We start from the raw sequence: 23158 nt of genomic DNA, 5'->3' as shown, positions 1-23158 counted from the left end.
TCACTGCGAGAAAACCACCATGCGCCACACTATTTTTCGCTGCAACGTACCTGCTCATTACTCATTGATCAGCCTGACCCTGGCACTCAGCGCCGGCTCGGCAGCAGTCGTTCATGCCGACGAAAATAGCGGTTTTGTCGAGGGTGCTACCGCTACCCTCAATCTGCGCAACGCCTACATCAATCGCAACTTCGTCAATCCCGCCTACCCAAACAGGGCCGCGCCACAGAACAAAGCCGAGGAGTGGACGCAAAACTTTATCCTCGATGCCCGCTCCGGCTATACCCAAGGCCCCATAGGGTTCGGTGTCGATGTACTGGGGCTTTATTCGCAAAAGCTCGACGGGGGCAAAGGCACGGGCGGCACGCAGCTTCTGCCTATCCATGATGATGGGCGCCCCGCTGACAACTTTGGACGCCTGGGCGTTGCCGCCAAGGCCAAGGTCTCAAAAACGGTGGTCAAAGTCGGCGAATGGGTCAGTACGCTGCCCATCCTGCGTTCGGATGATGGCCGTTCCTTGCCGCAAACCTTTCGTGGCGCTCAGATCACCTCCCAGGAAATCGGCGGGCTGGCGTTGTATGGCGGTCAAATCAGGCAAAACAGCCCGCGCAACGACGCCAGCATGGAAGACATGTCCATGAACGGCAAAGCGGCGTTCACTTCCGACCGTTTTAACTTCGGCGGCGGTGAATACACCTTCAACGACAAGCGCACTACGGTTGGGCTCTGGTACGACGAACTCAAGGACATCTATCAGCAACAATACTTCAGCCTCAATCACAGCCAACCTGTGGGTGACTGGACACTGGGCGCCAATCTGGGCTTTTTCACCGGCAAGGAAAACGGGGCCAGCCTGGCCGGGGACATGGACAACAAAACAATGTTTGGCCTGTTATCTGCAAAGCTGGGAGGCAGTACGTTTTATGTAGGCTTGCAAAAACTGACCGGAGATACCGCGTGGATGCGAGTCAATGGTGCCAGTGGCGGCACGCTGGCGAACGACAGTTACAACTCCAGCTACGATAACGCCCAAGAGCATTCCTGGCAGGTTCGTCACGATTTCAATTTCGCCACCGTCGGCATCCCCGGACTCACCATGATGAATCGTTATTTGAGTGGCGATAACGTGCACACGGGTGCTTTCACCGATGGCAAGGAATGGGGTCGGGAGTCGGAACTGGCCTATGTCATTCAGTCTGGAGCCTTGAAAAACCTGAGCGTCAAATGGCGAAATTCCAGTATCCGGAAAAGTTTCAGCACCAATGAATTTGACGAAAACCGGCTCTTTGTCAGCTACCCGATATCGTTGTTGTAAGGCGACTCACATAAACGCGCTGCAACTGACCGTTTTGGCAAGCCAAACCCGCCAAGAGCAGCCGTTTCAGGTGCAAAGATAAATCCATCCCTGATAAATCCCGATGAAAACGGGATTTATCTCAGCCATCAATATTTGATGTCTCGAGCCGTGCGGCGCGTGTCCTGTTTGCTGCTGCGCTTGTCCTGGCGACAGTTTGCATTGCTCTTGTCATTGTCCTTGCGGCAATCATATTTGGTTTGCCGTGCATCGGAGCGCCCTGTCTGCCTGGTATCCCGCGCTTCGCGCCGTTGCTCTCCCTGTTCAGTTGCGTACGCGGGCGCCGACACCCACTGCACACCAGCGGCGACGACCAGTGTCGCCAGGGCCATCAAGCAGTGCTTGCGAATCATGATGTTCCTCCAATTCAAAAACACTCGGTCGTCTCGCTCGCCAATCAGTCCGCTCGCCGAGGATGTCCAGGGGAAAGTCTTCTTGCATCCTTCATTCTCAACCACCCAACCGGTGTAGCACCTGAAATCCGACGATAGGACCACTTAGACCGTCCCGCAAGGCGAGACGGTCGTTGATAGCCGCCAAAATCAAGCGTTACGCTCAGTGTTCCTCGCCCTCGCGGACGACCCAATCCACCGCATACGTCGCCAGGTAGCTGTTGACGGCAGTGCCTATCGTGGGGAAAAACGCGGTGGCGCCAAACTGCGTGAAAATCCCGAATCGCTTCAGTTTGTCCTGGACCGGGTCTTTCATCTCGGCAAAACACAACTCGATGCTCGCGTTGCGCAAGGTTTCGTCCAATTCCGCCAACATATCGGCAGACGTCACGTCCACACTGGTCATCGGTTCTGCCGCAATGACAATCCAGCGCACCGGCGTCGGCGACGTCGCCACCGCGTCCAGCACCCGTTCATTGAACAACTCGGCGTTGGCGAAAAACAAAGGCGCATCCCAGCGGAACAAGACCAGGCCGGGGATGAGTCGCGCATCGGGAAAGCGCGTGATGTCATGGTAGCCCTGAACCTCATCGGCACGCCCCAGCACGGCTGAGTACGGGCGCCAGGCGTCCCACAGGAATTCAATCACCGCGAGCAGGATGGCCAGGCCGATACCCTCAATGGCGCCGAACACAGCAACGCCGACGGTGCAGGCGATGGACAGCCAGAACTCCCAGGGCTGAATGCGATAGATACGGCGCAGGTCAGCGACCTCGATCAAGCCGATGGCCGATGCAATCACCACCGCGGCCAGCGCGCTGTTGGGCAAGTCCTGCAACAGGTTCGGCGCCACCATCAGCAGCAAGGCCACAGCCAGCGCTCCGACGACCCCGGATAATTGGGTTTTAGCGCCGGCGGCCTCGGCTACAGGTGTGCGTGACGAACTGCTGCTGATGGGAAAGCCCTGGAAAAACCCCGCCGCCAGATTGGCAACGCCGAGCCCGACCATCTCCTGGTTCGGGTCAACGTAAGTACGCGAGCGCGCCGCATAGACGCGCGACAGCACGCTAGTGTCAGCAAACGAAACCATCGCCACGGCAAAGCCACCGATCACGATCGGGACGATATCGGCCTGGGTGATCCAGGGAATGGCAAACGCCGGCATGCCTTGTGGAAGCGTGCCGAGGACCGATACGCCGTATTTCGTGCCAAGCTCCAGCACACCGACCACGATGGTTGCGCCGGCCACGGCGATCAAAATACCCGGAATGCGTTTGTGCCCCTTGAGCAACAGGATCACCACCAACGTGGCGACGCCGACCGCGAACGTGATCCAGTTGCTTTTTCCCTCCATCACCCCGGAGGCGATCGCCCACAGGTTCCTCAGAGGCCCGGCGGACTCGATCTTGAAACCGAAGACTTTCGGCAGTTGGCTGATCAATACGGTCAGTGCGATACCGTTCATGTACCCGTAGCGGATCGGTTTGGAGAGCAGCTCCGTGATGAAGCCCAGGCGCGCTATGCCCGCCAGGATACAGACCAGCCCCGACACAATCGCCATCATTCCCGCCAGGGCGACGGCCCGATACGGGTCGCCGCCCGACAGCGGCAGGATGACAGCAAGGATGACCGCGGCCAGCGAGGAATCCGGTCCCAGCACCAGAATCCGGCTGGGGCCGAACAACGCATAGGCGAGCAGTGGAATGATCGTCGCGTAGAGGCCATAGATGCCCGGGACGCCCGAGGCCACAGCGTAAGCAATACCCACCGGCACCAGCATGGTGGTCAGCACGAGCCCGGCGACGATGTCATTTCGCAGCCAGGCTATTTGATAGTGGCGCAGCGTGTTCAGCCCCGGCAGCCAGCGGATCCAGGCGCTCTGATTGGCGCCTGCTTCCCGACGGGCAATACGACCCGGTTCCGGGGTGGAAGGTGAAGAGTTCGAATCGCTCATAGAACTGTAACCCCTTGGTGTACAGCACAATTTGGCTTAGTGGGCAGCCGCGGATTGGCCGTGCCCGCCTCTCGTCTTCATCCGCCGAGTGCGATGATCGCAGCGATCAGCAATGCGCCAGTGACCGCCAGCGCAATCCCGCCTTGCCACGGCTTTGCGCCTGCGTACCGCGCCAATATCCAACCCGCGATGAACAGCACCACGAGCCCGATCAAATTGGATAAACGAACGGCGAGCGCCGTCTGTTCGAGTAACAGGAAAGGTATGACGAGTGGAAAGGTCGATAACACCACCAGCAGAAAAACGCCCAATGCCCCCTTGAAATCTTCCCAGCCGAGGCCCGACTGCACTGACGTGGCCGGGTACTCGACCAGGCGGCTGCGTAACAATTCAAGGGTCTCTGTCTTGGCGGCTGCCGCCACGTGCGACGGTAATGCCCCCGCCACCAGCGCCTGCCCGGTGGCCGCGTCCGCCCTGGCGAGTTTTTCGAATAACGTGCTTTTGCGCGTGCGGTCGACCAATGCCCTGAGTAGATACATCACCCCGTCGGCGAGCCCCCAGGCAAGATTGCAACCGAGCGCGGCGAACATCATCGTACGTTCGGCCTCCTGGCCCGAGGTCGCCACGCTGATCGTCCCCGTGAACGTCATCGCCATGAGCAGGCCGAAGATCACCTCGGTGACGCGGTCGACGGGGTCGAGAATCCGCGCCCGCTTCTGTTCTACGGGGGTTGGCATACGTCCTTCCTCGCTGAAAAGTACCTGCGGGGTGCAAACTTCCTGGGCCAGAGCACCACGCGTTCGGGCGGAGCTCCTTTCGATTTCACTTCATTGTAGTGACAAAAATAATTGTCGCCGCCATCGTGTGCGAATCTCCAATGGCGGCATGCTTGCCTGATATCGATCAGTCAAGAAGCGACACCCTGCGTAGCAGAATGCAACTACACCGTGCGCCCTCCCTCGCACTATTGTTCGATGTCCTCTCTGCCAGTGTCCCAGCATGCGAAGAAACTGTCCCGCCAAGCCCATGGCATTGCGCCCGCGCTACCTACTATAGGACCGGTACCTCTGCCCCGCTGGCAGGGGCCAGTTACTTATGCCGGATGCACACATTTGCGCACCGCTGTACAAGCCCGGATTGGAGACAACAATGACAACAGTCGCCACAACCCAAGACACTCCTTCACCACATCCCCACTCGGCACCCGCCATTATTCGGTCGTCAGTGCGTCAGCATTCGATCAAGGTGGAGATTTGCTCCCCCGCCATCGGTGCCGAACTGAGCAACATCAACCTGGCCGACGCTACCCGGGATCCCGAACTGATCGCACAAATCCGGGCGCTGTGGTTGAAGCACAAAGTGCTGTTCTTTCGCGATCAGGACATTTCTCCCCTGGAGCAACAGCACTTCGCCGCGCAATTCGGCGAACTGGAAGGTCATCCCCTGGCACCGAGCCATCCGGAGGCGGACAAGTTGCTGATGCTTTATCGCAACCTTGACCCGAACAAGCCCAAGAGTTTTGTCGAAAAGGCCAGCCGAGAAAACCTCTGGCACACGGATGTCACCTTCAAGCCAGCGCCGCCTCGCGGAGCGATATTGCGCTGCGAGCAGGGCCCTGAATCCGGCGGCGACACCCTGTTCTCCAACATGGTCATGGCTTACGAAAACCTGCCCGAAGCGGTCAAACAACGGATCGAAGGTCTGTACGCAAAGCACAGTGCCGAGCATTCCTTTGGTGCCCAGTTGCCACGTGAACAACGTCACGCCATGGCCGCGAAGAATCCCGCCGCTGAACATCCTGTGGTGCTTGTTCATCCCGAAACAGGCGAAAAGGTGCTGTTCGTCAACTCCGCGTTCACCACCCATTTCTCGAATTTCTTCAACTTCGAGGATATCCGCTACGGCCAGGACTTCATGCCCGAGGCTCATCACCTGATGAACTACCTGACGTCGCAGGCCGCGATTCCCGAGTACCAGGTACGTCTGAAGTGGCGAACCAACACCATTGCCATGTGGGACAACTTGCAAGTCCAGCACTACGCAGTTGCTGACTACGGCAATGCGCCAAGAAAGATGCTACGCGCGACTCTCGCGGGCACCTCGCTCACCTGATCCCGACACCCCCTTCAGAAAATCCGGAGCACCCGACCATCAGAGATGGTCGGGCGGCTTTGGCTGCCGACGAATACTCGACCTGAACCGCATCAATGGAGAAAGACATGCTCTACGAACACGTCGACACCGCAGTCATCGATGGCGAATCGCTGCCGTGGATACCCTTTACGCCCTATGCGGAAAACGTCCTGCTGAAGTACTTCAAACTTGACCCGATCCGGGGTGAATGGATCGTCATGATGAAGGCACCGCTGGACATGCAACTGCCCAAGCATCACCACACCGGGACGGTGATGGTTTACACGATCGAAGGCCAGTGGAAATACAAGGAGCATGACTGGATCGCCGGCCCTGGCAGCATCGTGTACGAGACGGCGGCATCGACTCACACGCCTGAAGTCGTCAGCACGGGAAGCGCAGATGGGTATGTGCTCACGCTGGTTCACGTGACCGGCGATCTGGCGTTCCTGGACGGGAACGACAACATCGTCGCGCTCGAAAACTGGAAGTCCGGGTTGAAGCGTTATCTCGCTTGGTGCGAGCAACATGACATCGCGCCGAAAGACCTCACGGCATTCAACTGAGTAACAGGTATTGCCGCGAACATCGCGAATCGGGCGGGCGCGCCAAGGCGCTCGCCCTCGTCGTTAGAACTGTTCGAGATACGTTAGGAGCAGTTCGTTGACCTGTTCGGGGCTTTCTTCCGCGGCGCTATGACCCACGCCGGGTAACAGCACCTTGTTCTGCAGCCCGGGTAAATAAGTGTCGAGCTGGTCGTAGAGACCGCGGATTTCGACCGGTTCCAGTGAAGGGTCGGCAGCACCACCGATGAACAGGCTTGGCTGGCGCACCACCGCACCGTCGAGAAACGCGGTGATTTCCCAGTTCCGGTCGCGACAGCGGTAGTAGTTCAGGGCACCGCTAAATCCGGTGCGGGAATATTCGGCGACGTAGTAATCAAGCGCCCGCTCGCTCAGCCATGAAGGGAACTCGCCCTTCGGTTCCGTGAAGGCGTTGAGAATGGGCTCACCTGGCTCGACGAACAGACGCCAGCGTTCAGCGCCGACAGCACTGCCGGAAATCGAATAGAAAACACTACGCAAGGTCTTGCGCGGGTCGCAGGCCAATTCGCGATCCGGCTTTTCGAGCTGCTGGAAATACAGGTGGTGATACACCCTGCCCTTGGCCATTGCCTGCAAAGCTACGGTCGGCTTGATCTTGCCACGCGGTGGCACCGGCGTATTGAGCATCACCAGGCCACGGAACAGATCCGGCCGCAGCATGGCCGCCGCCTGGGCCACCCAGGCACCCAAGTCGTGCCCAATGATCACCGCTGACGTTTCGCCCAGAGTCGCCATCAAGCCCACCATGTCGCCGACTGCCTGACTCATGTCATAGGCTTCGATGGCATCGGGTCGATCGGTTTGCCCAAACCCCCGCTGATCGGGGACCACGACTCGATACCCGGCCTCGACCAACGCCCCGATCTGGCGCCGCCACATGTACCAAAGATAAGGAAAACCGTGCAGCAGAATGACGAGCGGGCCCTGCCCCTCGTCGATGTAATGCATGCGAATACCGTTGAGTTCGGCAAAGCAGTGATTGAATGCATCGGGATCGTCGGCGTCCGATCGCTCTATTGCCACTTGCTTCTGACAGACGCGCATAGCGGGGCGCTTGTTCATTTATCTACCTCCATCCTTTTTTGGTTGTTGGCCTGAAGGTAGCCGTGACAAGGCGTCCTGCACTAAGCTGCGCAGGACACAATCTTGTGAAATTGGGACACGGGGACACATGTATACCCTGACGCGAAGTGCCAGCCTTACCGACTATGAGCAGGTTGCCCGTTCAGTGGGGCTCGATCCCTTTCGTATGCTGCGTTTGGCCAAGTTGCCGGCCAGTGTCCTCGACGATCCGAATATCATGATCAGCATCGATTCGGTGGGTTGGCTGCTGGAGGAGTCAGCCCGCCTGTCCGGCCAGGAGGCCTTCGGGTTGTTGCTCGCGGAAACGCGACACCTGTCCAACTTCGGCATGCTGGCGTTGCTCATCCGCGAAGAACCAACACTTCGTGCCGCCTTGCAATCGTGTGCGCGGTACATGCGTCTGCATAACGCCGGGGTGCAGTTGCGACTTGAAGACGCAGGCGACCTGGTGCTGCTACATGTGGGTGTGAATATGCAGGGTGGGCACGGTGTCTGGCGCCAGGCTATCGAACAGTCGACAGGCATTGGCCTGCGGACGTTGAGCGTACTGACGCGCAATACGTTTCGCCCGGTCAGGGTCAGTTTTACTCACGAGCGCCCTTCCAGCCTTGAAGTGCACCAACGAGTGCTGGGTGCCGCTATCGAGTTTTCCCAGGAATTCAACGCCATTGTTTGCCGCGCGCGCGACCTGGACATGCCCATTCCCGCGGCTGACCCCGCGTTGCATCGCGAGGTGAAGCGAACGCTGGACATGCAATTGGCTAACCTGCGCGACGAACCGGCGCAGCGCGTACGCCAGATCGTCAAGATGCTGCTGCCAAGCGGACTGTGTTCTGTCGACGGGGTTGCCCAGCATCTTGGCATGCATCGACGCACCCTTAACCGACACCTGGCGACCGAGGGAGAGAGTGTCACAACGATCATCAATGCTGTGCGTGCTGAACTCGCCGAAGAGTATCTGGCTAACAGCAAACGCCGATTGTATGAAGTTGCCGAACTTCTCGGTTTTTCCTCTGCCGGTGATTTTTCACGCTGGTTTCGCAGTCAGTTTGGCAAGACACCTTCCGATTGGGCTGCCCGCTATCGAGAGAGCAAGGCAACACCACCGCTTTAACCCGCCTGCTGTGTCCCAATAAGCGAAGAAAATGTCCCGCCATGCCCATGGCGTGACTCTCGCGCTTCCTACTATGGGTCCGCGGTCCCTTCTTAACTGAGAGGGGCCAGTACATGCGCCGGATACCCATCTCCCGCCTTGCCGCACCTGCAAAGACCGGATCAACAATAACAAGCGCCGCCGTCTATCAAGGCACGATTTCTCCTGCCTGCCCACGACCCGGCCAAGAACCATCGAAATGGAGACGCAATGCGAGTCGAACAATTGACCTGTGCCATCGGCGCGGAACTGCACAACGTGAATCTGGGCGACGCAGTGCGCGACGACGGCTTGTTCAACGAAGTGTATGCGGCACTATTGAAATACAAGGTGCTGTTCCTGCGCGATCAGGATCTGGACAAGCTCTCACGCCGCGATCACGAAGCATTTGCCCTGCGCCTCGGCCAGCTCGAAACCCATCCGATGCTCCCCAGCCACCCGGAAGCCCCCGGTCTCGTGCAAATCTACAAGACCCCGGAGAATCCGGCGGATCGCTACGAGAATGCGTGGCACTGCGATGCCACCTGGCGGGAGTCGCCGCCGATGGGCGCTGTGTTGCGCTGTATCGAATGCCCACCCACCGGAGGCGACACCATGTGGGCCAACATGGTGATGGCCTATGAAAAACTGCCAATCGATGTGAAGCAGGAAATCGACAGCTTGATCGCCAGCCACAGCTTCAACGCTTCCTTCGCTGCCGCCATGCCGAAGGAAAAGCGCTTGGCGATGAAGGCACAATACCCCGATGCCGAGCATCCGGTAGTGCGTACCCATCCCGAAACCGGCGAAAAGGTGCTATTCGTCAATGCCTACGCGACGCACTTTGTGAACTACCACAGCCAGGGACGCGTCCGTGTCGGCCAGGACTACAACCAAAAAGGCGTCGACCTGCTGAAGTACCTGATTAGCCAGGCCTACAACCCCGAGTACCAAGTCCGTTGGCGCTGGAAGCAAAACAGCGTGGCGATATGGGATAACCGTTGCACCCAGCACTATGCAGTGATGGACTATCCGCCCTGCCATCGCAAGATGGAGCGCGCGGCCATCATCGGCGACAAACCCTACTGACAAGTAAAGCGGCCCAGAGACGAGAGATGCTTCTGAGTGTCTACTTTGGGCCGACTATCGCCTTTTACGACAGGCAGAAAACGGCCAGAAAGCGTCGGTCGACAACGACAACTCTGGCTGTTTAAATTTGCGGCCTTCTCAATACAAGGTATCCCCCCTGAATGACTGATGCCTTCCAGGGCAGCTGCCTTTGCGGCGCCGTCAAGTATCGGGTCTTGTCACAACCTAAAGCGCTGTCTCACTGCCATTGCAGCCAATGCCGCAAAAGTCATGGGGCAGCCTTTGCCAGCTATGGCAGTGTGTTGCGTGATGATCTGCAACTTATTCAAGGCGCCGATAGCCTCAAGTCGTACCCGTCCTCTGAATCCGTACTTCGGCAATTTTGCCATCAGTGCGGCTCGTCGCTGTTCTGGTCAGCGAGCCAAGGCGAATACTCTGACTGGATCTCGATAGCGCTAGGGACTTTGGATACAACACTGCCCTCGGCCAAACAAAAACACGTTCAGGTGATGTCCAAGGCTTCGTGGTACGAAATTCTGGATCAATGGCCGCAACACCAGTGATCGCAATGGGTCGGAAATGCTCTGTACCTCAAAGATCAAAGTGCCCTCAGGCAACGGCGACAGTGCAGCGTAGATCAATGCACTGTCGCCCCTCGGTCAGGCCTTGGTGCTGCGTACAACCGGCACCGCCACCACTGACTTCCTGGCCAGCAGATAGTAAAGAACACCCGGCACCACCAACCCGACGATCCAGGAAATATCCACCCCGCCGAGTTGCGCGACCATCGGCCCGGAGTAGAAATGCGTGTCGACAAAAGGCAGCTGGATCAATACGCCGCTGACGTACACGCTGATCCCCAACACGTTCCAGCGACCATAACGCCCCGCCGGGTCGGACAACGCCGGGATGTCGTAGCGCTCTTTATTGATGAAGTAGTAGTCCACCAGGTTGATCGCGCTCCACGGGGTGAAGAACGTCAGCAAGAACAGGATGAAGTACTTGAACGAATTCAGGAACGAGTACTGGCCGACCAGTGCGAGCGTGGTGGACGCCGCGACGATCAGCAGCACAAACAGCATGCGCTGGCGGGCGGTGATTTCCAGGCGACTGCGAAAACCGCTGATGATGGTGGCCACGCACATGAAGCTGCCATAGGCGTTGAGTGTGGACACGGTGACTTTGCCGAACACCACGCTCAGGTACAGCAATGATGCCATCACCCCAGTGCTGCCCAGGCCGACGATAGTCGCCACCTCGTGACCGCGGAAATTGGCGCCGGCCAACGCGGCAGCGAACACGCCGAGCACCATGGAAGCCTGGGCGCCGAGTACGGTTCCCAGGCCGACGGCTGCGAAGGTTTTCCAGGACGACGTTTTGCTCGGCAAGTAGCGCGAGTAGTCGGCCACGTACGGGCCGAACGCGATCTGCCAAGAGGCCGACAACGACACCGCCAGCAGGAATGTGCTCCAACCGAAGTGGCGGTTTTCCAGGAGCAGGCCGATGTCGTTGAGGGTCATCAACCGAGTAAACAGGTAAGCGAAGGCGATGATGCCGAGCACGCTCGCTACCCGTCCGACCAGGTGAATCACCCGGTAGCCGAAGATCGTCAGGAACGCGATGCAAGCAGCAAATATCAGGATGCCGGTGCTGTCACTGACACTGATCAACTGGGCAATCGCCTGCCCCGACAGCACCGCGCCGGTCGCACTGAAACCGAGGTACATCAGGCACACCAGCACAATCGGGATCGCCGCGCCGTAGACCCCGAATTGCACACGGCTGGAGATCATCTGCGGCAGCCCAAGCTTCGGTCCCTGAGCGGCGTGCAGCGCGACAACTGCACCGCCGAGCAATTGGCCGATCAGCAAGCCGATCAACGACCAGAACACATCACCGCCCAACACCACGGCCAGCGCCCCGGTGACAATCGCGGTGATTTGCAGGTTGGCACCCAGCCACAGGGTGAACTGGCTGTAGAGGCTGCCATGACGCTCGGCCTCGGGAATGTAATCGATCGAGCGTGTCTCGATCAGGGGACTTCGTTGCTGACTATCGCGGACCCGGGTCATTATTTTTATTCTCTTCAAAGGTAAAAGGCATCCACACAATCCAATGTGGGCATGGGTAATGCCGAACAGCTAAGCCATGACGCGATCCGTAGCAGCTGGCGAAGCCTGCGTCCGGCTGCGAAGCAGTCGTGAAATCAGACGATGCGGTGTTTCAGGAAGAACGCAAACTCAAGATTAACGACTGCTTCGCAGCCGGACGCAGGCTTCGCCAGCTGCTACAGACATTGCGTTACAGCAAAAACTGCTTAGCTGATCGGCATTAGCCGGCATGGGCTATTTTTGTTGTTCGGTCATGGCCACTTGTCCCGCGAACGGCGCCTTGGCCCACACCACCTTGCCGCCGACTACCGTCATCAGCACCGAGTTACGGGCCAACTCGTCCTCGGGCACTTGCATGAAGTTTTTGTCGAGCACGATCACGTCAGCAAACTTGCCGACCTCGACCGAACCCACGACTTTCTCCAGTTTCAGTTGCTCGGCGGCGTTGACCGTGATGGTGCGCAGCACTTCGGTACGCGACAGCGCCGGGTCGGCGTTCAGTCGGCCGGCGTACTTGGGGCCATAGCTGTGCGGGTTCAGCGGGTCGCCTGAACGGGTGACACCGATCTTCAGCGCCAGGAACTCATCGAGCGGGTCAACCGGCCAGTCGCTGCCATACGCCACACGGCCGCCAGCGCGGGCGATGCTGCCCGATGGCTCCATGCGGGCAAAGCGCACAGGGCCGAGGTGATCGCTGGTGCCATCGACTGTGGACGGCGCCTGCTGCGCCCATTGAAAGGACATGTTGGCGGTCACGTCGAGCGCCTTGAAACGCCCATAATCGGCGGGGTCCACGGACTCGTTATGAGTAATGGCCGGGCGAAAACCGTTGCCGGGCAACTGCTGGCGCACGTACTCAATGCCGTCGAGCGAGTCACGCACGGCGCGGTCTCCGGTGGCGTGCAGATGCGGATCGAGACCGGCCTGCACGGCTTGCAACAGCAACGGTTTGAGCACTTGCGGCGGGAAATACAGCTCGCCGACGTTTTTGCCCGGCGCCCATTTCGGCATCTTGTCGGTGCCGGCGTTGTTCAGGTAGGGCGTCAGCATCGCACCGGTGTCCGCCGGGGCATTGATGATGCCGTCCATGAACAATTTGACGTGACGCATGCTCACACCCGGCGCGACGTTGGCTTCGCCCTGATCGTAGGTGGCGGCCATTGCCTTGGCCTCAGCGATGGTCTTGGCCGGATCCGCCGCTGCCGCAGCCGGGTCCAGTTTGATCGCCAGCAAGGCCCGCGCGGTCAGTTCACCCGACTGCTGCAACGAGGTGAACGCCTTGCCATTCTCCGGCCCCGACAAGGCATCGAAGAAACTGGTGATGCCCTGCTGGCGCATGGCATCGAGCGCGGCGCGGGTCTGGTTGAGTTTTTCTGCGTCGGTGGCGGGTGGCACCACGGCGGCCATGGCATCGGCAGCGCCGTCTTCGCAGATGCCGGTCGGGTTGCCGGCGCTGTCGCGCACGTACTTGCCGTCACCTGGATTGGCCGTGTGCTTGTTGATGCCGGCGACCGCCAGGCCGCGAGAGTTGGTCAGCACGGTATGGAAATCGGTGGAGCGGACCTGAATCGGCCGATCCGTCTTGAGTGCGTCCAGCGTCGACTTGTCAGGGTCACCGTCGAGGCCATCCATGCCCATGCGATCCCAGCTGCCCACTTCAAGCCAGACATCGGGGCCCTTGCCCTTGTCGGCATCCAGGCATGCCTGGATGGTTTCCTGGAACACCTTGCGGGTCATGGTCTGATATTTCAGGTCGCACAAGGTCATGGCGCGGCCGCCGTCCCCCGGGTGCATGTGCGCATCAATGAAGCCCGGCATCAGCATGCGCCCCGCCAGATCGATCAGCTGCGTTTGCTGGCCGATGTACGAGGCCGCCCCTTCGTCGTTACCGACATAGACAATCTTCCCGCCCGTGATGGCGATCGCTTGCTGCACCGAATTCTGCCCATCGACGGTGTAGACATAACCGTTGCGCATGACCATGTCGGCCGGATGGGAACCCTGCGTCTGGCACCCCACCAACGCCATACCGGACACTGCGGTTGTCGCCGCCATGGCGATAAAAAGCCTGGAAAATTTCAACTGCCTCACCTCTGTTTTTATAGTTTTCGAAGTGGCCCGAACAGCCTGCGCACAAGCCCTTGATATGCAGGGCATACCCTATAGCGCGCGGCGGTTATATGGACCTCTGCAAATGAGGAGGGGTCAGTGATTGATCAGGCGAAATCGGGGGGCGTCACGGTGATTCGCGGCGTGCCTGCACTGACAGGACAGACCCCAACTCGATCTTGCTCTTCACCCCGAGTTGCAAATAGCAGTTGCGCAGATAGGTGCGCACGGTCGAGGGGCTCAAGCCCAGGATCCTGGCAATTTCCTTGTAGGAGTGCCCGGCGGCGAACAGCATCGCCGCCGTTCGTTCGCGTGGGGCCAGTACTGCCCCGCGCGACTGCGCTTCGAGAGACAGAATGACGTGCTCGGCATTCGGGGTGAGGGTCAGCGCACACCGCCCGAGACGCATGACACACGGTGCCTTTTGCAGTTGCGCGATCACGGGCGCGGGCAGCATTGAACCGTGCCACCCCGCCACCTCGCGCTGAATGACAGCGCAGAGATTGGCGCCCACGTACAGCAGCGTGCCGTCCAGCCGTGCGACCCCGAAGTCGCTGGCGCCGTTACCGGTGTCGAAGCGGATCATGTCTTGCACCTGGAATCGCCATAACTGCAACAGGTGGTCGCAGAACGCTGAAAACAACGCGGCTTCACTGTCGTTGAATCCGGGGGCGTGTGCACCGCGATAGAGGCAGACAAAAAACATCAAGCCGCTTTCGGGCAGCTCGAAGGTGATGCACATCGGGTGGTAGAGATCGTGACGGCGAGCGAATGCGTCGACCTCTTCATCGGGATCGGTGAACCCGCTGTCGCGCACCACTTCGCCGGGCTGGTTCAAGGTGTCATGGGAAAACTTGTCGCTGCCCGCACTCTTGTGCCATTCAGCAGCAAACGATTCAGGCAGGTCGATGCGCCCGTGCATCCAGCTTTTGGGCGCCACGTTGGCGTGCGACGTGGACATCTCGCCCCACCAGGCGGAAGCAAATGGCACCAGTTGGCGAAACGCTTGCAGCCCGTCTTCGATGAATTGCGAGGCACCGCGCTCCCGAGCCAGCCGCCCGAGGTGCAACACACAACGATTGAATGCCTTGAGCATCGCCATCGACGGTGTGCCGCCGAGCTCTACACCCTCCTCCATCATCTTGATCCCGTTAGTTTTTCGCCGACCATGCCACAGCGGTCGCGATGGCGTCCAGCAGCCCTGTATTCATGCGCCATCCGGCAACAGTGTTTGTCTTGCGAGCCGCTGTTTGGGGGTTGGACAAACCCCTAGCATCGTCCCTACCCGATGAGCATTCAGCCTGTGCTCACAGGTAGCAAAGGGATGATCAATCCGGTCATCCTCAAACGATACGGTGAACACCATGAACCTTTCGAAAATCGCAATCCTGCTGGCGTTTGCCAGTGCCGGAACACAGGCTTGGGCCGACGATAGCGCTTCAACTACCAGGCTCTCGGTTGAAACCTATACCTACGCCACTCAACTGGACATCAAACGGGTGATTAGCGTGAGCGACGTCGGAGACCAGTGCGGCCCAGGTCCCGCGCAAATGACGTATGAAGACTCCCACGGTCAACAACACGTCCTTCAATATCAAGTGATGGGCACCGGGTGTTCAAACGGTTGAGACAGGTACAGGCGATGGAGGGTCGACACTCCATACCGACGGCACTGGCGACTATCTGCTGATTGCCGAGCCGACGATTTTTTCATCTGAGGCCAGCAAGACCGGAATGTAGTGTTTAAGAAACTCTACCCAGGTTTTTATTTTCGCATCGACGAACTTTCGTGACGGGTAAATGGCGAAGACATTCAGCTCTTCAAAGTGATACTCAGGCAGCACCCGCACCAACGTCCCCGCTTTCAAACCCTCTACTGCAGAAGCAATCGGTTGAATCCCGATGCCCATCCCTTGAGTAATGGCAACCGTCATCGCATCGGCCGTGTTGACGTGAAAGGGAGACAACGGCGTACTCACTGTCACCACGCCTTCAGGCCCTTCAAATACCCAGTTCTCAGTCGGCATCACGGTATTCACGATCCGCAGGCAATCATGTTCGCCCAGTGAGTCGGGCGCGTCAGGGATGCCGCGTTTTTTCAGGTACGCGGGCGAGGCGCACAGGATGCTGTAGGTAATGCCCAGCCTCTGCGCGACAAACCCGGAATCGGGCAGATCCCGTGCCAACACAATCGACATGTCATAGCCCTCCTCCAGCAAATCAGGCAGCCGATTGGTCAGGGTCAAATCGAACATCACCGATGGGTGGGTTTCTCTGTATTTGGCGATGGCGTTGATCACGTAGTGATTGCCAATGGCGGACATCGCATGAATCTTGAGGCGGCCCATGGGCCTGATTTTCGCCGTCCCGGCTTCCTCATCGGCATCACGCATCTCGTCGATGATCTTCTCGCAGCGTTGCAAATAGCGCAGCCCCGCCTCAGTCAGGGCCAGGCGCCGGGTCGTGCGGTTGATCAGGCGTGTCTGCAACCTGGCCTCCAGGCTGGAGACGGCTTTGGAAATATGGGTGGTCGTGGTGTCCAGCGTCTTGGCCGCCGCCGTAAAGCTGCCGCTTTGGGCAACGGCTATGAAACATCGCATGGTCTGGAAAACGTCCATCGTTTTCGCCTCGGCGCAAGATTGATGTGCAGGAATAATAGCGCCGGCCAGGCATCAGGCCGGCGCTTTGGCGTGCATTACTTTTGGCGCGGGATGAATCCGGGGACTCCCGTTTCAACGACCGAGTTGAAGCGCACCCGGGTCGTAATATCGTCCTGAATTTCACGCATGGCCCGATGCGGCAACGTGGAAAGATCAAAGTTTTCCTGGATATGGCTCAGTGTTGCAGAGGTGGTCAGAAACGCCACGCCACGCTGTACCGACCAGGCCAACGCGACTTGCGCCGGGGTTTTCTGCACGTGTTTGGCGATGCCGGTAATCACCGGGTCTTCGAGTACGGCGGGCTCCATGCCGTGGCCGAGTGGGGCAAACGCGAGGACGATAATTCCATGCTGCTTGCAAAACTCCAGCAGCTCCCATTCCGGCAGATACGGATGGGCTTCCACCTGCACCACGGCAGGTTTGATCCGCGCCACTTCGACAATCTTCTGAAGCGCCGGCAAGGTGATGTCGGACAAGCCGATGGTCTTGCAGCGTCCTTCATCCACCAGGCGTTCAAGGGCCTGCCAGGTTTCGATCAGCGTCACGCCCCCGTCATAAATGATGTGGCCGTAGATGTCCCTTGGGTCCTGGTCATCGCCGGGCTGAAAGGCAAAAGGCGTATGGATCAGATAGCAATCGATGTAATCCACCTGAAGCCGTCGGCAACTGGCCTCGAACGCCGGCAATACGCGCTCCGGACGGTGGTTGGTGTTCCACAGCTTGGTGGTGATGAACAAGTCCTCGCGCCGGGCTTTGCCCGTGTCGAGGAACGCTTTGATCGCCACGCCCACGCCCTCCTCGTTTCGATAACGCTCGGCGCAATCGAAATGACGAAAGCCTGTTTCCAGCGCGTGAGTGACGGCTTGGGTGGTAACGCTGAGGTCCCGGAACAATGTGCCGAACCCAACGGCTGGCATCGCTACCGATCCATGATTGAGCGCAAATTTTGTTTCGCGAAGTTCATCGTGAAAGGCTTCATATGACATGTCTTGACTCCACTCTCTCTGGCCGCAGCCGTTACTGATATGAACGTTTCGGTGCTTCACGACTGGCCACCCGTTGCTCGAAAACGCCAACGGAATTGCCGCCGAGCGCCACAAACAACTGAACGGTGTCGAGGTACTGGGCGGTCTTCACCCGGATGTGCCCGAGCAACGCCTGCTCATAGGCGCGCTCTGCTTCCAGCACCTGGAGAATGCTGTTTTCGCCTTGGGCATACGCTTGCTGGTTCAAGCGAAAACTACTGTCGGCGGCACGTAAGGCGTCCTCCTGGGCCAGGTTTGCCTCGGCGTCATGGTTGATGGCTTGCAGCGTGTCGGCGACCTGACCGAACGATGTGATGACGGTTTGCTGGTAGTCAGCGAGCGACGCGTTGTAGCCGTCGACCGCCGCCTGGCGCTCAGCCTTGAGTGTGCCGCCATTGAAGATCGGCCCCGCCACCCCGGCGGCGAACCCCCACAGAGCGGCACCGCCATTACCGGATGCCGACTGCGCAAGAAACGCTGTCAGCTCCACATGGGGATAGAGGTTGGCGGTCGCGACACCGACGGCGGCGCTGGCCATGTGCAGTTGCGCTTCGGCTTGCAGCACGTCCGGCCGGGTGTGGGCCATTTCCGAGGGCAAACTGACCGGCACGCCCGACGGCAAGGCAAACTCGCCAAGGTCGAAGTCGGGTGCGATCCAGTCGGCCGGGCCTTTGCCCGTCAGAATCGACAACGCATGCCGGGCCGAATCGCGCTGTTGAGCGAGGGGCGGCAGCAGCGTGCGGTCCTGTGCAAGCCGGGTTTCGGCCAGCGACACGTCGATCTGCGTGGTGGCGCCATTGGCATGCGCCATGCGCACCAGTTCGAGGTTCTTGGTGTCATTGGCCAACAGTTTTTCCACGGCTTGCATCTGCGCGTTGGCAGAGGCCATCAACAAAGCCTGGCTGGCGACATTTCCCGTCAGGGTCAGGTACGCCGCTTCGTAGCGATGTTTCTGGAAGGCTGTCAGCGCTTCTTGTTGTTCGACCTGTCGCTTGTTACCGCCGAACACGTCCAGGTCAAAACCAACCCGTGGACCGATGGCATAGAAGTTGGAGACAACCGGCTCCGGCCCGTTGTGGGTGCGTACGCGACCGGCCTGAGCACCGAAATCGACCTGCGGATACAGCGCACCTTGCGCCGCCGCAACGGAGGACGCGGCCTGGCGGATCGTGGCATCGGCAGCCACAAGTTCAAGATTGCCGTCGATGGCCCGGCGCACCACCTGGTCGAGTTTTGGCGAGCGAAACGCAGACCACCAATCGCCAGTGACCTTCTTGCCCAGATCAATGTTGCCGCTCTGGCCAAGACGCTGCTCGGCCTGTTGGTCAAAGTGCTGCGACTGGCTGGGTGTCGGCATCTGATAATCAGGGCCAACCGCACAGGCGGACAGGAACATCAGCACCGACACTGCGCCAAACGTGGTTTTCAACGGCTGTGCATTGATGAAGCGCGCATTGGATTTCATGAGGCAAACTCCACGAAAACTAGTTGGTCGCAACGGGCTTGCGAAGAAAGATCACCAGTGGGCTCACCACCAGCATCGCGAACATCAAAATCTTGAATTGGTCGATCACGGCAATAAACGCCGCTTGCCCGGTGATCATTTCGTTAAGCCCCGCCAGTGCTTGCAGCGAGCCCGGTGCGGAATGCGCGACGGCGCCGTAGAGCGTGATATTGCTGGCCAGTGCCATGTGCATCGCGTGCATGTTGTTGAAGAAAAACAGCTGCACAATCGCAACACCCAGGGTGCTTCCGTACACGCGGGACAAATTGAAAAAACCGGTGCCTTCCGGGCGCAACGCGGGGTCGAGCGTGCTGAACGCGACCTTGGTCAACGACGGCATCAAGATGCCGATACCAATGCCCTGCACCGCCCCGGCCACCGCCACCGGCGACGCGTCCATCAGCGGCGAATAGCCGAGCATCATCCAGTTGGCATACGCCACGATGGCAACACCTGCCGCGACGAACAGCCGCCGGTCGAAACGCTCGGGCACCCGCCCCATCAGCAAAAACGCACCAACCAGTCCCATGCCACGCGGGATGGTCAGGGCACCGGTGGTGTCAGGCGGGTAGCCGAGAATTTCATCGAGCATCGGCGAGGTCAGTGCCATGGTCGACAACAGCACGAAACCCACGGCGAAAAAGATCACGGTCGACAGCATGAAATTGCGGTCGTTGAACAAGCGCTTGTTGAGGAAATGCACCTTCGCGGTCAGCACATGCACCACGAACAGGTAGAACCCCAGTGCACAGCCGATCGCTTCCAGCCAGATCTCGGGGGAGGCAAACCAGTCCAGGCGTTCACCGCGATCGAGCAACATCTGCAGGCTGATCAGCGACAGCGTGAAGGTGCCGAAACCAAAGAAATCGAACGTGGGACGTTTCTCGGCCTTTTTCTCGGCAAGCAGCAGCGCCATCACCAGGAAGATAAACGCCGACAGCGGCAGGCTGATGTAGAAGATCGGGCGCCAGTCGAAATGTTCGGCCACCCAGCCGCCGATGCTCGGGCCGCTGACGATGCCCAAGAGCACGATGGCGGTCCACGTCGCGCCAAACTTCGCGCGTTTCTCCAGTGGCAGCGTTTCCATGGCAATCGCCATCGACAGCGGCGCCAGCACGCCACTCGCCAGGCCCTGAATGATGCGCGCGCCGATGAATTCCAGCGGCGTCGTCGCCAGGGTCGCAAGCCATAAGCCCAGCATGAACATGACCAACGCGGTTTGGTAAACCCGCTTCAAGCCATAGCGCCCGGCGAGCCATTGAGCAATCGGCATCGTGATCGCGCTGGCGGCAAGGTACGAGGTGAAGATCCACCCAGCCTGGTCGTCGGTCATCGACATACTGCCCTGGATCAACCGGAGCACGGCATTGGGCAACGGCAGGTTGGCCGATTGCATATAAGTCGCAAGCAACGCGGCAAACCTTAACGCGCCCGCATTTTGAGGTCTGGCAGGAATGGCGTTCATCAGGAGGCACCTGCGGTCAACAATGCTTTGATTGGATACCACCACGACGTGCGATGCCCGGTATCGACCTTGACCGTGGCGCTGATCCCCGAGTAGAGCGGCATCTGCGGGTCGACCTCATCGAGTTCGAGGCGTACCGGTACCCGCTGCACCACTTTGACCCAGTTGCCGGTCGCGTTTTCGGGCGGCAGCAGTGCGAAATCCGAACCGGCGCCGGGGCTCATGCTGACCACGTGGGCTTTGAATTCGTGATCCGGATAGGTATCGATGCGGATCGTCGCACTCTGGCCCGGGCGCATGTGCGCCACCTGCGTTTCACGGAAATTGGCCTCGATCCACACCTGGCGATCAGACAGCAGCGCAAACGCCGGCGCACCGTTGTTCACATAGTTGCCAACCTGCAAATCGTCGACTTTGGCCACGATGCCATCGTCCGGTGCATACACCGTTGCGTAGGACAGATTGAGCTGCGTTTCATCAAGCTGCGCCTGGGCCTCGCGAACGGTCGGGTGGCTGTCGACGTTGATGTTCGGGTTGCCGTTCAAGGCAACCACCGTGCTCGCGATCTGCTGTTCGATGGAGACGATTCGTTGCCGTGACACTTTCAGGTCGGTGTCTGCACGTTCATAAAGGGACTTCGAAACGAACTCGGAAGCGACCAACGCCTTCTTGCGGCCAAACTCCTTTTGATCGAAATCGGCCGACTCTTTGGCCGATTGCAGTTCCGCCTGTTGCTGGCGGTAGCTGGCCTTGAGCCCATCGATGCGCAACCGGGCAACGCTCAACTGCGCTTGTGCGCGGTCAACGGAAATCTGCAATGGCTTGGGGTCGATGCGGAACAACACCTGGCCCTTGCGAACCGGCTGGTTGTCCTCGACTGCAATGTCGATCACCTGGCCGGACGTGCGCGCATTGATCGAGGCCTTCGCCACACGGGCGTAGGCGTTATCGGTCGACATGAAAGGCTGGCCGGCCATGTAGTGTGCGTAGCCAATCGCCGCAAAGAGCGCCGGCAGGCCCACCATCAGCAGGGGGCGCAGTGTCGCTTTAAGCAGTTTTTTGGCTGGCGTGCCTGTCGGGTTCGGCCCTGGGTGCTCAAAGGTTTGTGTCGCTGGAATGTCGAACTGTTTGGTCATGATCGAATACACCTTTAACCGGGAAGTCGGGGGCTAATACCCACAAAGAAACAGCCATGCCGTGCGCAGTCAGAAGGATCGCTCCGCCGCACCGTGTTTCGTCGCCGCAATACCCAGTTCGAGCTCCGCTACAACAAACCTTGAAATCAGGAACTTCTGGTTCCTTAATTTTGTGCGATGGTGTAAGAATATTCCTCGACTCACCTCCGCACAAGGATTTTGTACGCCATGGCACAAAAAAAGATTACCGAAGCAAAAGTCCGGGGAAGACCCCGCGCCTATGACCCGCAGACCGCATTGCAGCAAGCGCTTGGTGTGTTCTGGAGTACCGGTTATGCCGCCGCTTCCCTGGACAGCATCGCCACCGCGGCCGGCATGAATCGCCCCAGCCTCTATGCCGCTTTCGGTGACAAACACGCGCTCTACATCAAAGCGCTTGAGCAATATTGGGAATTTGCCGCCGCCGCCATGCACGAGGCGTTGACGGACCAGCAACTGACCTTGCGTGAAGCGTTGATGCGTTTCTATGAAGGTCAGCTGTCGATCTACTTCTCGGGCGAAGGCCAACCCCGTGGCTGCTTTGCGATCGGCACCGCAACGACCGAAGCCGTGGAAGATTCTGAAATCCGTGAGGTGTTGTCAGATCGCCTGAGCCGACTCGATGCCGATCTCGAAGCACGCCTGCAAACCGCAATCACCACCGGAGAATTGAAAGACGACGTCGACCCGACAGCCCTCGCCGTCCTCGCCTCCTCCCTGCTGCACAGCATTTCGATACGGGCACGGGCGGGAAAATCCCGCGAAGAACTGACTGAACTGGCACGCAACGCAGTCAACGTGATCTGCGGTTGAGAGGTTTTATGGCGGGCGAAAGACTCGAAGACATTCTGGCCGAACAGCTCGACGTGATTTTTTGCGGGATCAATCCGGGTTTGACGGCCGCCGCCCAAGGGCATCATTTTGCAGGCCGGGGCAATCGTTTCTGGCGCACCCTGCATCTCGCCGGGTTCACCCCCGAGCAGGTGCGCCCGGAAAACGACCGGACGATTTTGCAGTATCGCTGCGGCTTGACCGCCGTGGTCGAACGGCCCACAGCGAGCGCAGATCAGCTGTCGCGCGATGAGTTCATGGCCGCCGCGGCCAGCTTCGAACAGAAGATCGCCCGCTACGGGCCGCGCGTTGTGGCGTTTCTCGGCAAAGCGGCGTACTGCGCGCTATCGGGCCGGCGCGACATTCCCTGGGGACTACAACCCGACACCTTCGGTCATGCACAGGTCTGGGTCTTGCCCAATCCGAGCGGGCGAAATCTTGCGTTCTCGCTTGATCAACTGGTGGGCGCATATCGCCAACTCCATCAAAACTTGCACAAATCGACAGTAGGCTAAGCTAAGGGCAGCTTATTGCGC

The 23158-nt window shown here is 59.2% G+C and carries 21 protein-coding genes; 9 read left to right on the top strand and 12 right to left on the bottom strand.

Features of this window, described 5'->3' with window-relative positions:
- Positions 1-19 precede the first annotated feature (19 nt).
- Entirely contained in the window at positions 20-1315 is a 1296-nt protein-coding gene (locus BMS17_RS23800) for an OprD family porin (RefSeq protein WP_139348119.1), read from the top strand.
- Positions 1316-1443: 128 nt separating this feature from the next.
- Here the strand turns inward: BMS17_RS23800 and BMS17_RS23795 are convergent, their stop codons facing one another.
- The 3 genes from BMS17_RS23795 to BMS17_RS23785 form a co-directional block, all read right to left on the bottom strand.
- Positions 1444-1707, bottom strand: a complete 264-nt coding sequence (locus BMS17_RS23795) for a hypothetical protein (protein ID WP_052961888.1) — start codon at positions 1705-1707, stop codon at positions 1444-1446.
- Between the two features lie 202 nt (positions 1708-1909).
- Complete coding sequence (locus tag BMS17_RS23790; RefSeq protein ID WP_046030520.1) at positions 1910-3700, bottom strand: SulP family inorganic anion transporter; 1791 nt, start codon at positions 3698-3700, stop codon at positions 1910-1912.
- Positions 3701-3777: 77 nt separating this feature from the next.
- The gene (locus BMS17_RS23785) at positions 3778-4437 is read right to left on the bottom strand and encodes a hypothetical protein (RefSeq protein WP_046030522.1); all 660 of its coding nucleotides are present in this window, start codon (positions 4435-4437) and stop codon (positions 3778-3780) included.
- Positions 4438-4939: 502 nt separating this feature from the next.
- Here BMS17_RS23785 and BMS17_RS23780 point away from each other — a divergent pair.
- Entirely contained in the window at positions 4940-5812 is an 873-nt protein-coding gene (locus BMS17_RS23780; protein ID WP_218191607.1) for a TauD/TfdA family dioxygenase, read from the top strand.
- Between the two features lie 107 nt (positions 5813-5919).
- On the top strand, positions 5920-6399 hold the full coding sequence (locus BMS17_RS23775; RefSeq protein WP_046030525.1) for a 2,4'-dihydroxyacetophenone dioxygenase family protein: 480 nt from the start codon (positions 5920-5922) through the stop codon (positions 6397-6399).
- A 63-nt stretch (positions 6400-6462) separates the two neighbouring features.
- Here BMS17_RS23775 and BMS17_RS23770 read toward each other — a convergent pair whose 3' ends face one another.
- Entirely contained in the window at positions 6463-7500 is a 1038-nt protein-coding gene (locus BMS17_RS23770; RefSeq protein WP_218191600.1) for an alpha/beta fold hydrolase, read from the bottom strand.
- A 109-nt stretch (positions 7501-7609) separates the two neighbouring features.
- Here BMS17_RS23770 and BMS17_RS23765 point away from each other — a divergent pair, with 109 nt between their 5' ends.
- From BMS17_RS23765 to BMS17_RS23755, 3 genes are all read left to right on the top strand, one after another.
- Positions 7610-8635 carry an AraC family transcriptional regulator gene (locus BMS17_RS23765; protein WP_077431908.1) on the top strand — a complete coding sequence of 342 codons (1026 nt, stop codon included), beginning with the start codon at positions 7610-7612 and terminating at the stop codon, positions 8633-8635.
- A 249-nt stretch (positions 8636-8884) separates the two neighbouring features.
- On the top strand, positions 8885-9742 hold the full coding sequence (locus tag BMS17_RS23760) for a TauD/TfdA family dioxygenase (RefSeq protein ID WP_077431907.1): 858 nt from the start codon (positions 8885-8887) through the stop codon (positions 9740-9742).
- A 161-nt stretch (positions 9743-9903) separates the two neighbouring features.
- Positions 9904-10305: a GFA family protein gene (locus tag BMS17_RS23755; protein WP_077431906.1), complete on the top strand. Its 402-nt coding sequence runs from the start codon at positions 9904-9906 to the stop codon at positions 10303-10305.
- Between the two features lie 96 nt (positions 10306-10401).
- Here the strand turns inward: BMS17_RS23755 and BMS17_RS23750 are convergent, their stop codons facing one another.
- The 3 genes from BMS17_RS23750 to BMS17_RS23740 all read right to left on the bottom strand — a co-directional run bounded on the left by BMS17_RS23750 (position 10402) and on the right by BMS17_RS23740 (position 15100).
- Positions 10402-11814 (bottom strand): cytosine permease, encoded by a 1413-nt coding sequence (locus BMS17_RS23750; protein ID WP_077431905.1) that lies wholly within the window; start codon positions 11812-11814, stop codon positions 10402-10404.
- A gap of 273 nt (positions 11815-12087) precedes the next feature.
- A complete protein-coding gene (locus BMS17_RS23745) occupies positions 12088-13935 on the bottom strand; it encodes an amidohydrolase (protein ID WP_077431904.1) in 1848 nt (615 codons plus the stop codon).
- A gap of 154 nt (positions 13936-14089) precedes the next feature.
- Positions 14090-15100, bottom strand: a complete 1011-nt coding sequence (locus BMS17_RS23740) for a helix-turn-helix transcriptional regulator (protein ID WP_046030534.1) — start codon at positions 15098-15100, stop codon at positions 14090-14092.
- Between the two features lie 226 nt (positions 15101-15326).
- Between BMS17_RS23740 and BMS17_RS23735 the strand changes: the two genes are divergently transcribed.
- On the top strand, positions 15327-15590 hold the full coding sequence (locus BMS17_RS23735) for a DUF2790 domain-containing protein (protein WP_077431903.1): 264 nt from the start codon (positions 15327-15329) through the stop codon (positions 15588-15590).
- 51 nt (positions 15591-15641) lie between these two features.
- On the opposite strand, the gene BMS17_RS23730 is transcribed toward BMS17_RS23735, so the two are convergent.
- The 5 genes from BMS17_RS23730 to BMS17_RS23710 form a co-directional block, all read right to left on the bottom strand.
- A complete protein-coding gene (locus BMS17_RS23730; protein WP_077431902.1) occupies positions 15642-16580 on the bottom strand; it encodes a LysR family transcriptional regulator in 939 nt (312 codons plus the stop codon).
- 77 nt (positions 16581-16657) lie between these two features.
- Positions 16658-17608, bottom strand: coding sequence for an aldo/keto reductase (locus tag BMS17_RS23725; RefSeq protein ID WP_046030542.1), 951 nt, complete (start codon positions 17606-17608; stop codon positions 16658-16660).
- 31 nt (positions 17609-17639) lie between these two features.
- On the bottom strand, positions 17640-19112 hold the full coding sequence (locus tag BMS17_RS23720) for an efflux transporter outer membrane subunit (RefSeq protein WP_046030545.1): 1473 nt from the start codon (positions 19110-19112) through the stop codon (positions 17640-17642).
- A gap of 19 nt (positions 19113-19131) precedes the next feature.
- Entirely contained in the window at positions 19132-20616 is a 1485-nt protein-coding gene (locus BMS17_RS23715; RefSeq protein ID WP_046030548.1) for a DHA2 family efflux MFS transporter permease subunit, read from the bottom strand.
- The gene (locus tag BMS17_RS23710; RefSeq protein ID WP_077431901.1) at positions 20616-21752 is read right to left on the bottom strand and encodes an HlyD family secretion protein; all 1137 of its coding nucleotides are present in this window, start codon (positions 21750-21752) and stop codon (positions 20616-20618) included. The genes BMS17_RS23715 and BMS17_RS23710 overlap by 1 nt, the downstream gene beginning before the upstream one ends.
- Before the next feature lie 228 nt (positions 21753-21980).
- Between BMS17_RS23710 and BMS17_RS23705 the strand changes: the two genes are divergently transcribed.
- Positions 21981-22604, top strand: a complete 624-nt coding sequence (locus tag BMS17_RS23705; protein WP_046030553.1) for a TetR/AcrR family transcriptional regulator — start codon at positions 21981-21983, stop codon at positions 22602-22604.
- Between the two features lie 8 nt (positions 22605-22612).
- A complete protein-coding gene (gene mug, locus BMS17_RS23700) occupies positions 22613-23137 on the top strand; it encodes a G/U mismatch-specific DNA glycosylase (protein WP_046030556.1) in 525 nt (174 codons plus the stop codon).
- The last annotated feature ends 21 nt before the right edge of the window (positions 23138-23158 follow it).

The organism is Pseudomonas sp. C9, assembly GCF_002000165.1.
Lineage (GTDB): Bacteria > Pseudomonadota > Gammaproteobacteria > Pseudomonadales > Pseudomonadaceae > Aquipseudomonas.
This window is presented reverse-complemented; position numbering and strand designations above follow the sequence as displayed.

Excerpts from the sequence above, each read along its gene's own strand:
- BMS17_RS23800 (WP_139348119.1), top strand. The coding sequence starts at position 20 with ATGCGCCACACTATTTTTCGCTGCAACGTACCTGCTCATTACTCATTG.
- BMS17_RS23795 (WP_052961888.1), bottom strand. The coding sequence starts at position 1,707 with ATGATTCGCAAGCACTGCTTGATGGCCCTGGCGACACTGGTCGTCGCC.
- BMS17_RS23790 (WP_046030520.1), bottom strand. The coding sequence starts at position 3,700 with ATGAGCGATTCGAACTCTTCACCTTCCACCCCGGAACCGGGTCGTATT.
- BMS17_RS23785 (WP_046030522.1), bottom strand. The coding sequence starts at position 4,437 with ATGCCAACCCCCGTAGAACAGAAGCGGGCGCGGATTCTCGACCCCGTC.
- BMS17_RS23775 (WP_046030525.1), top strand. The coding sequence starts at position 5,920 with ATGCTCTACGAACACGTCGACACCGCAGTCATCGATGGCGAATCGCTG.
- BMS17_RS23770 (WP_218191600.1), bottom strand. The coding sequence starts at position 7,500 with ATGAACAAGCGCCCCGCTATGCGCGTCTGTCAGAAGCAAGTGGCAATA.
- BMS17_RS23765 (WP_077431908.1), top strand. The coding sequence starts at position 7,610 with ATGTATACCCTGACGCGAAGTGCCAGCCTTACCGACTATGAGCAGGTT.
- BMS17_RS23760 (WP_077431907.1), top strand. The coding sequence starts at position 8,885 with ATGCGAGTCGAACAATTGACCTGTGCCATCGGCGCGGAACTGCACAAC.
- BMS17_RS23755 (WP_077431906.1), top strand. The coding sequence starts at position 9,904 with ATGACTGATGCCTTCCAGGGCAGCTGCCTTTGCGGCGCCGTCAAGTAT.
- BMS17_RS23750 (WP_077431905.1), bottom strand. The coding sequence starts at position 11,814 with ATGACCCGGGTCCGCGATAGTCAGCAACGAAGTCCCCTGATCGAGACA.
- BMS17_RS23740 (WP_046030534.1), bottom strand. The coding sequence starts at position 15,100 with ATGGAGGAGGGTGTAGAGCTCGGCGGCACACCGTCGATGGCGATGCTC.
- BMS17_RS23735 (WP_077431903.1), top strand. The coding sequence starts at position 15,327 with ATGAACCTTTCGAAAATCGCAATCCTGCTGGCGTTTGCCAGTGCCGGA.
- BMS17_RS23730 (WP_077431902.1), bottom strand. The coding sequence starts at position 16,580 with ATGGACGTTTTCCAGACCATGCGATGTTTCATAGCCGTTGCCCAAAGC.
- BMS17_RS23725 (WP_046030542.1), bottom strand. The coding sequence starts at position 17,608 with ATGTCATATGAAGCCTTTCACGATGAACTTCGCGAAACAAAATTTGCG.
- BMS17_RS23720 (WP_046030545.1), bottom strand. The coding sequence starts at position 19,112 with ATGAAATCCAATGCGCGCTTCATCAATGCACAGCCGTTGAAAACCACG.
- BMS17_RS23715 (WP_046030548.1), bottom strand. The coding sequence starts at position 20,616 with ATGAACGCCATTCCTGCCAGACCTCAAAATGCGGGCGCGTTAAGGTTT.
- BMS17_RS23710 (WP_077431901.1), bottom strand. The coding sequence starts at position 21,752 with ATGACCAAACAGTTCGACATTCCAGCGACACAAACCTTTGAGCACCCA.
- BMS17_RS23705 (WP_046030553.1), top strand. The coding sequence starts at position 21,981 with ATGGCACAAAAAAAGATTACCGAAGCAAAAGTCCGGGGAAGACCCCGC.
- mug (WP_046030556.1), top strand. The coding sequence starts at position 22,613 with ATGGCGGGCGAAAGACTCGAAGACATTCTGGCCGAACAGCTCGACGTG.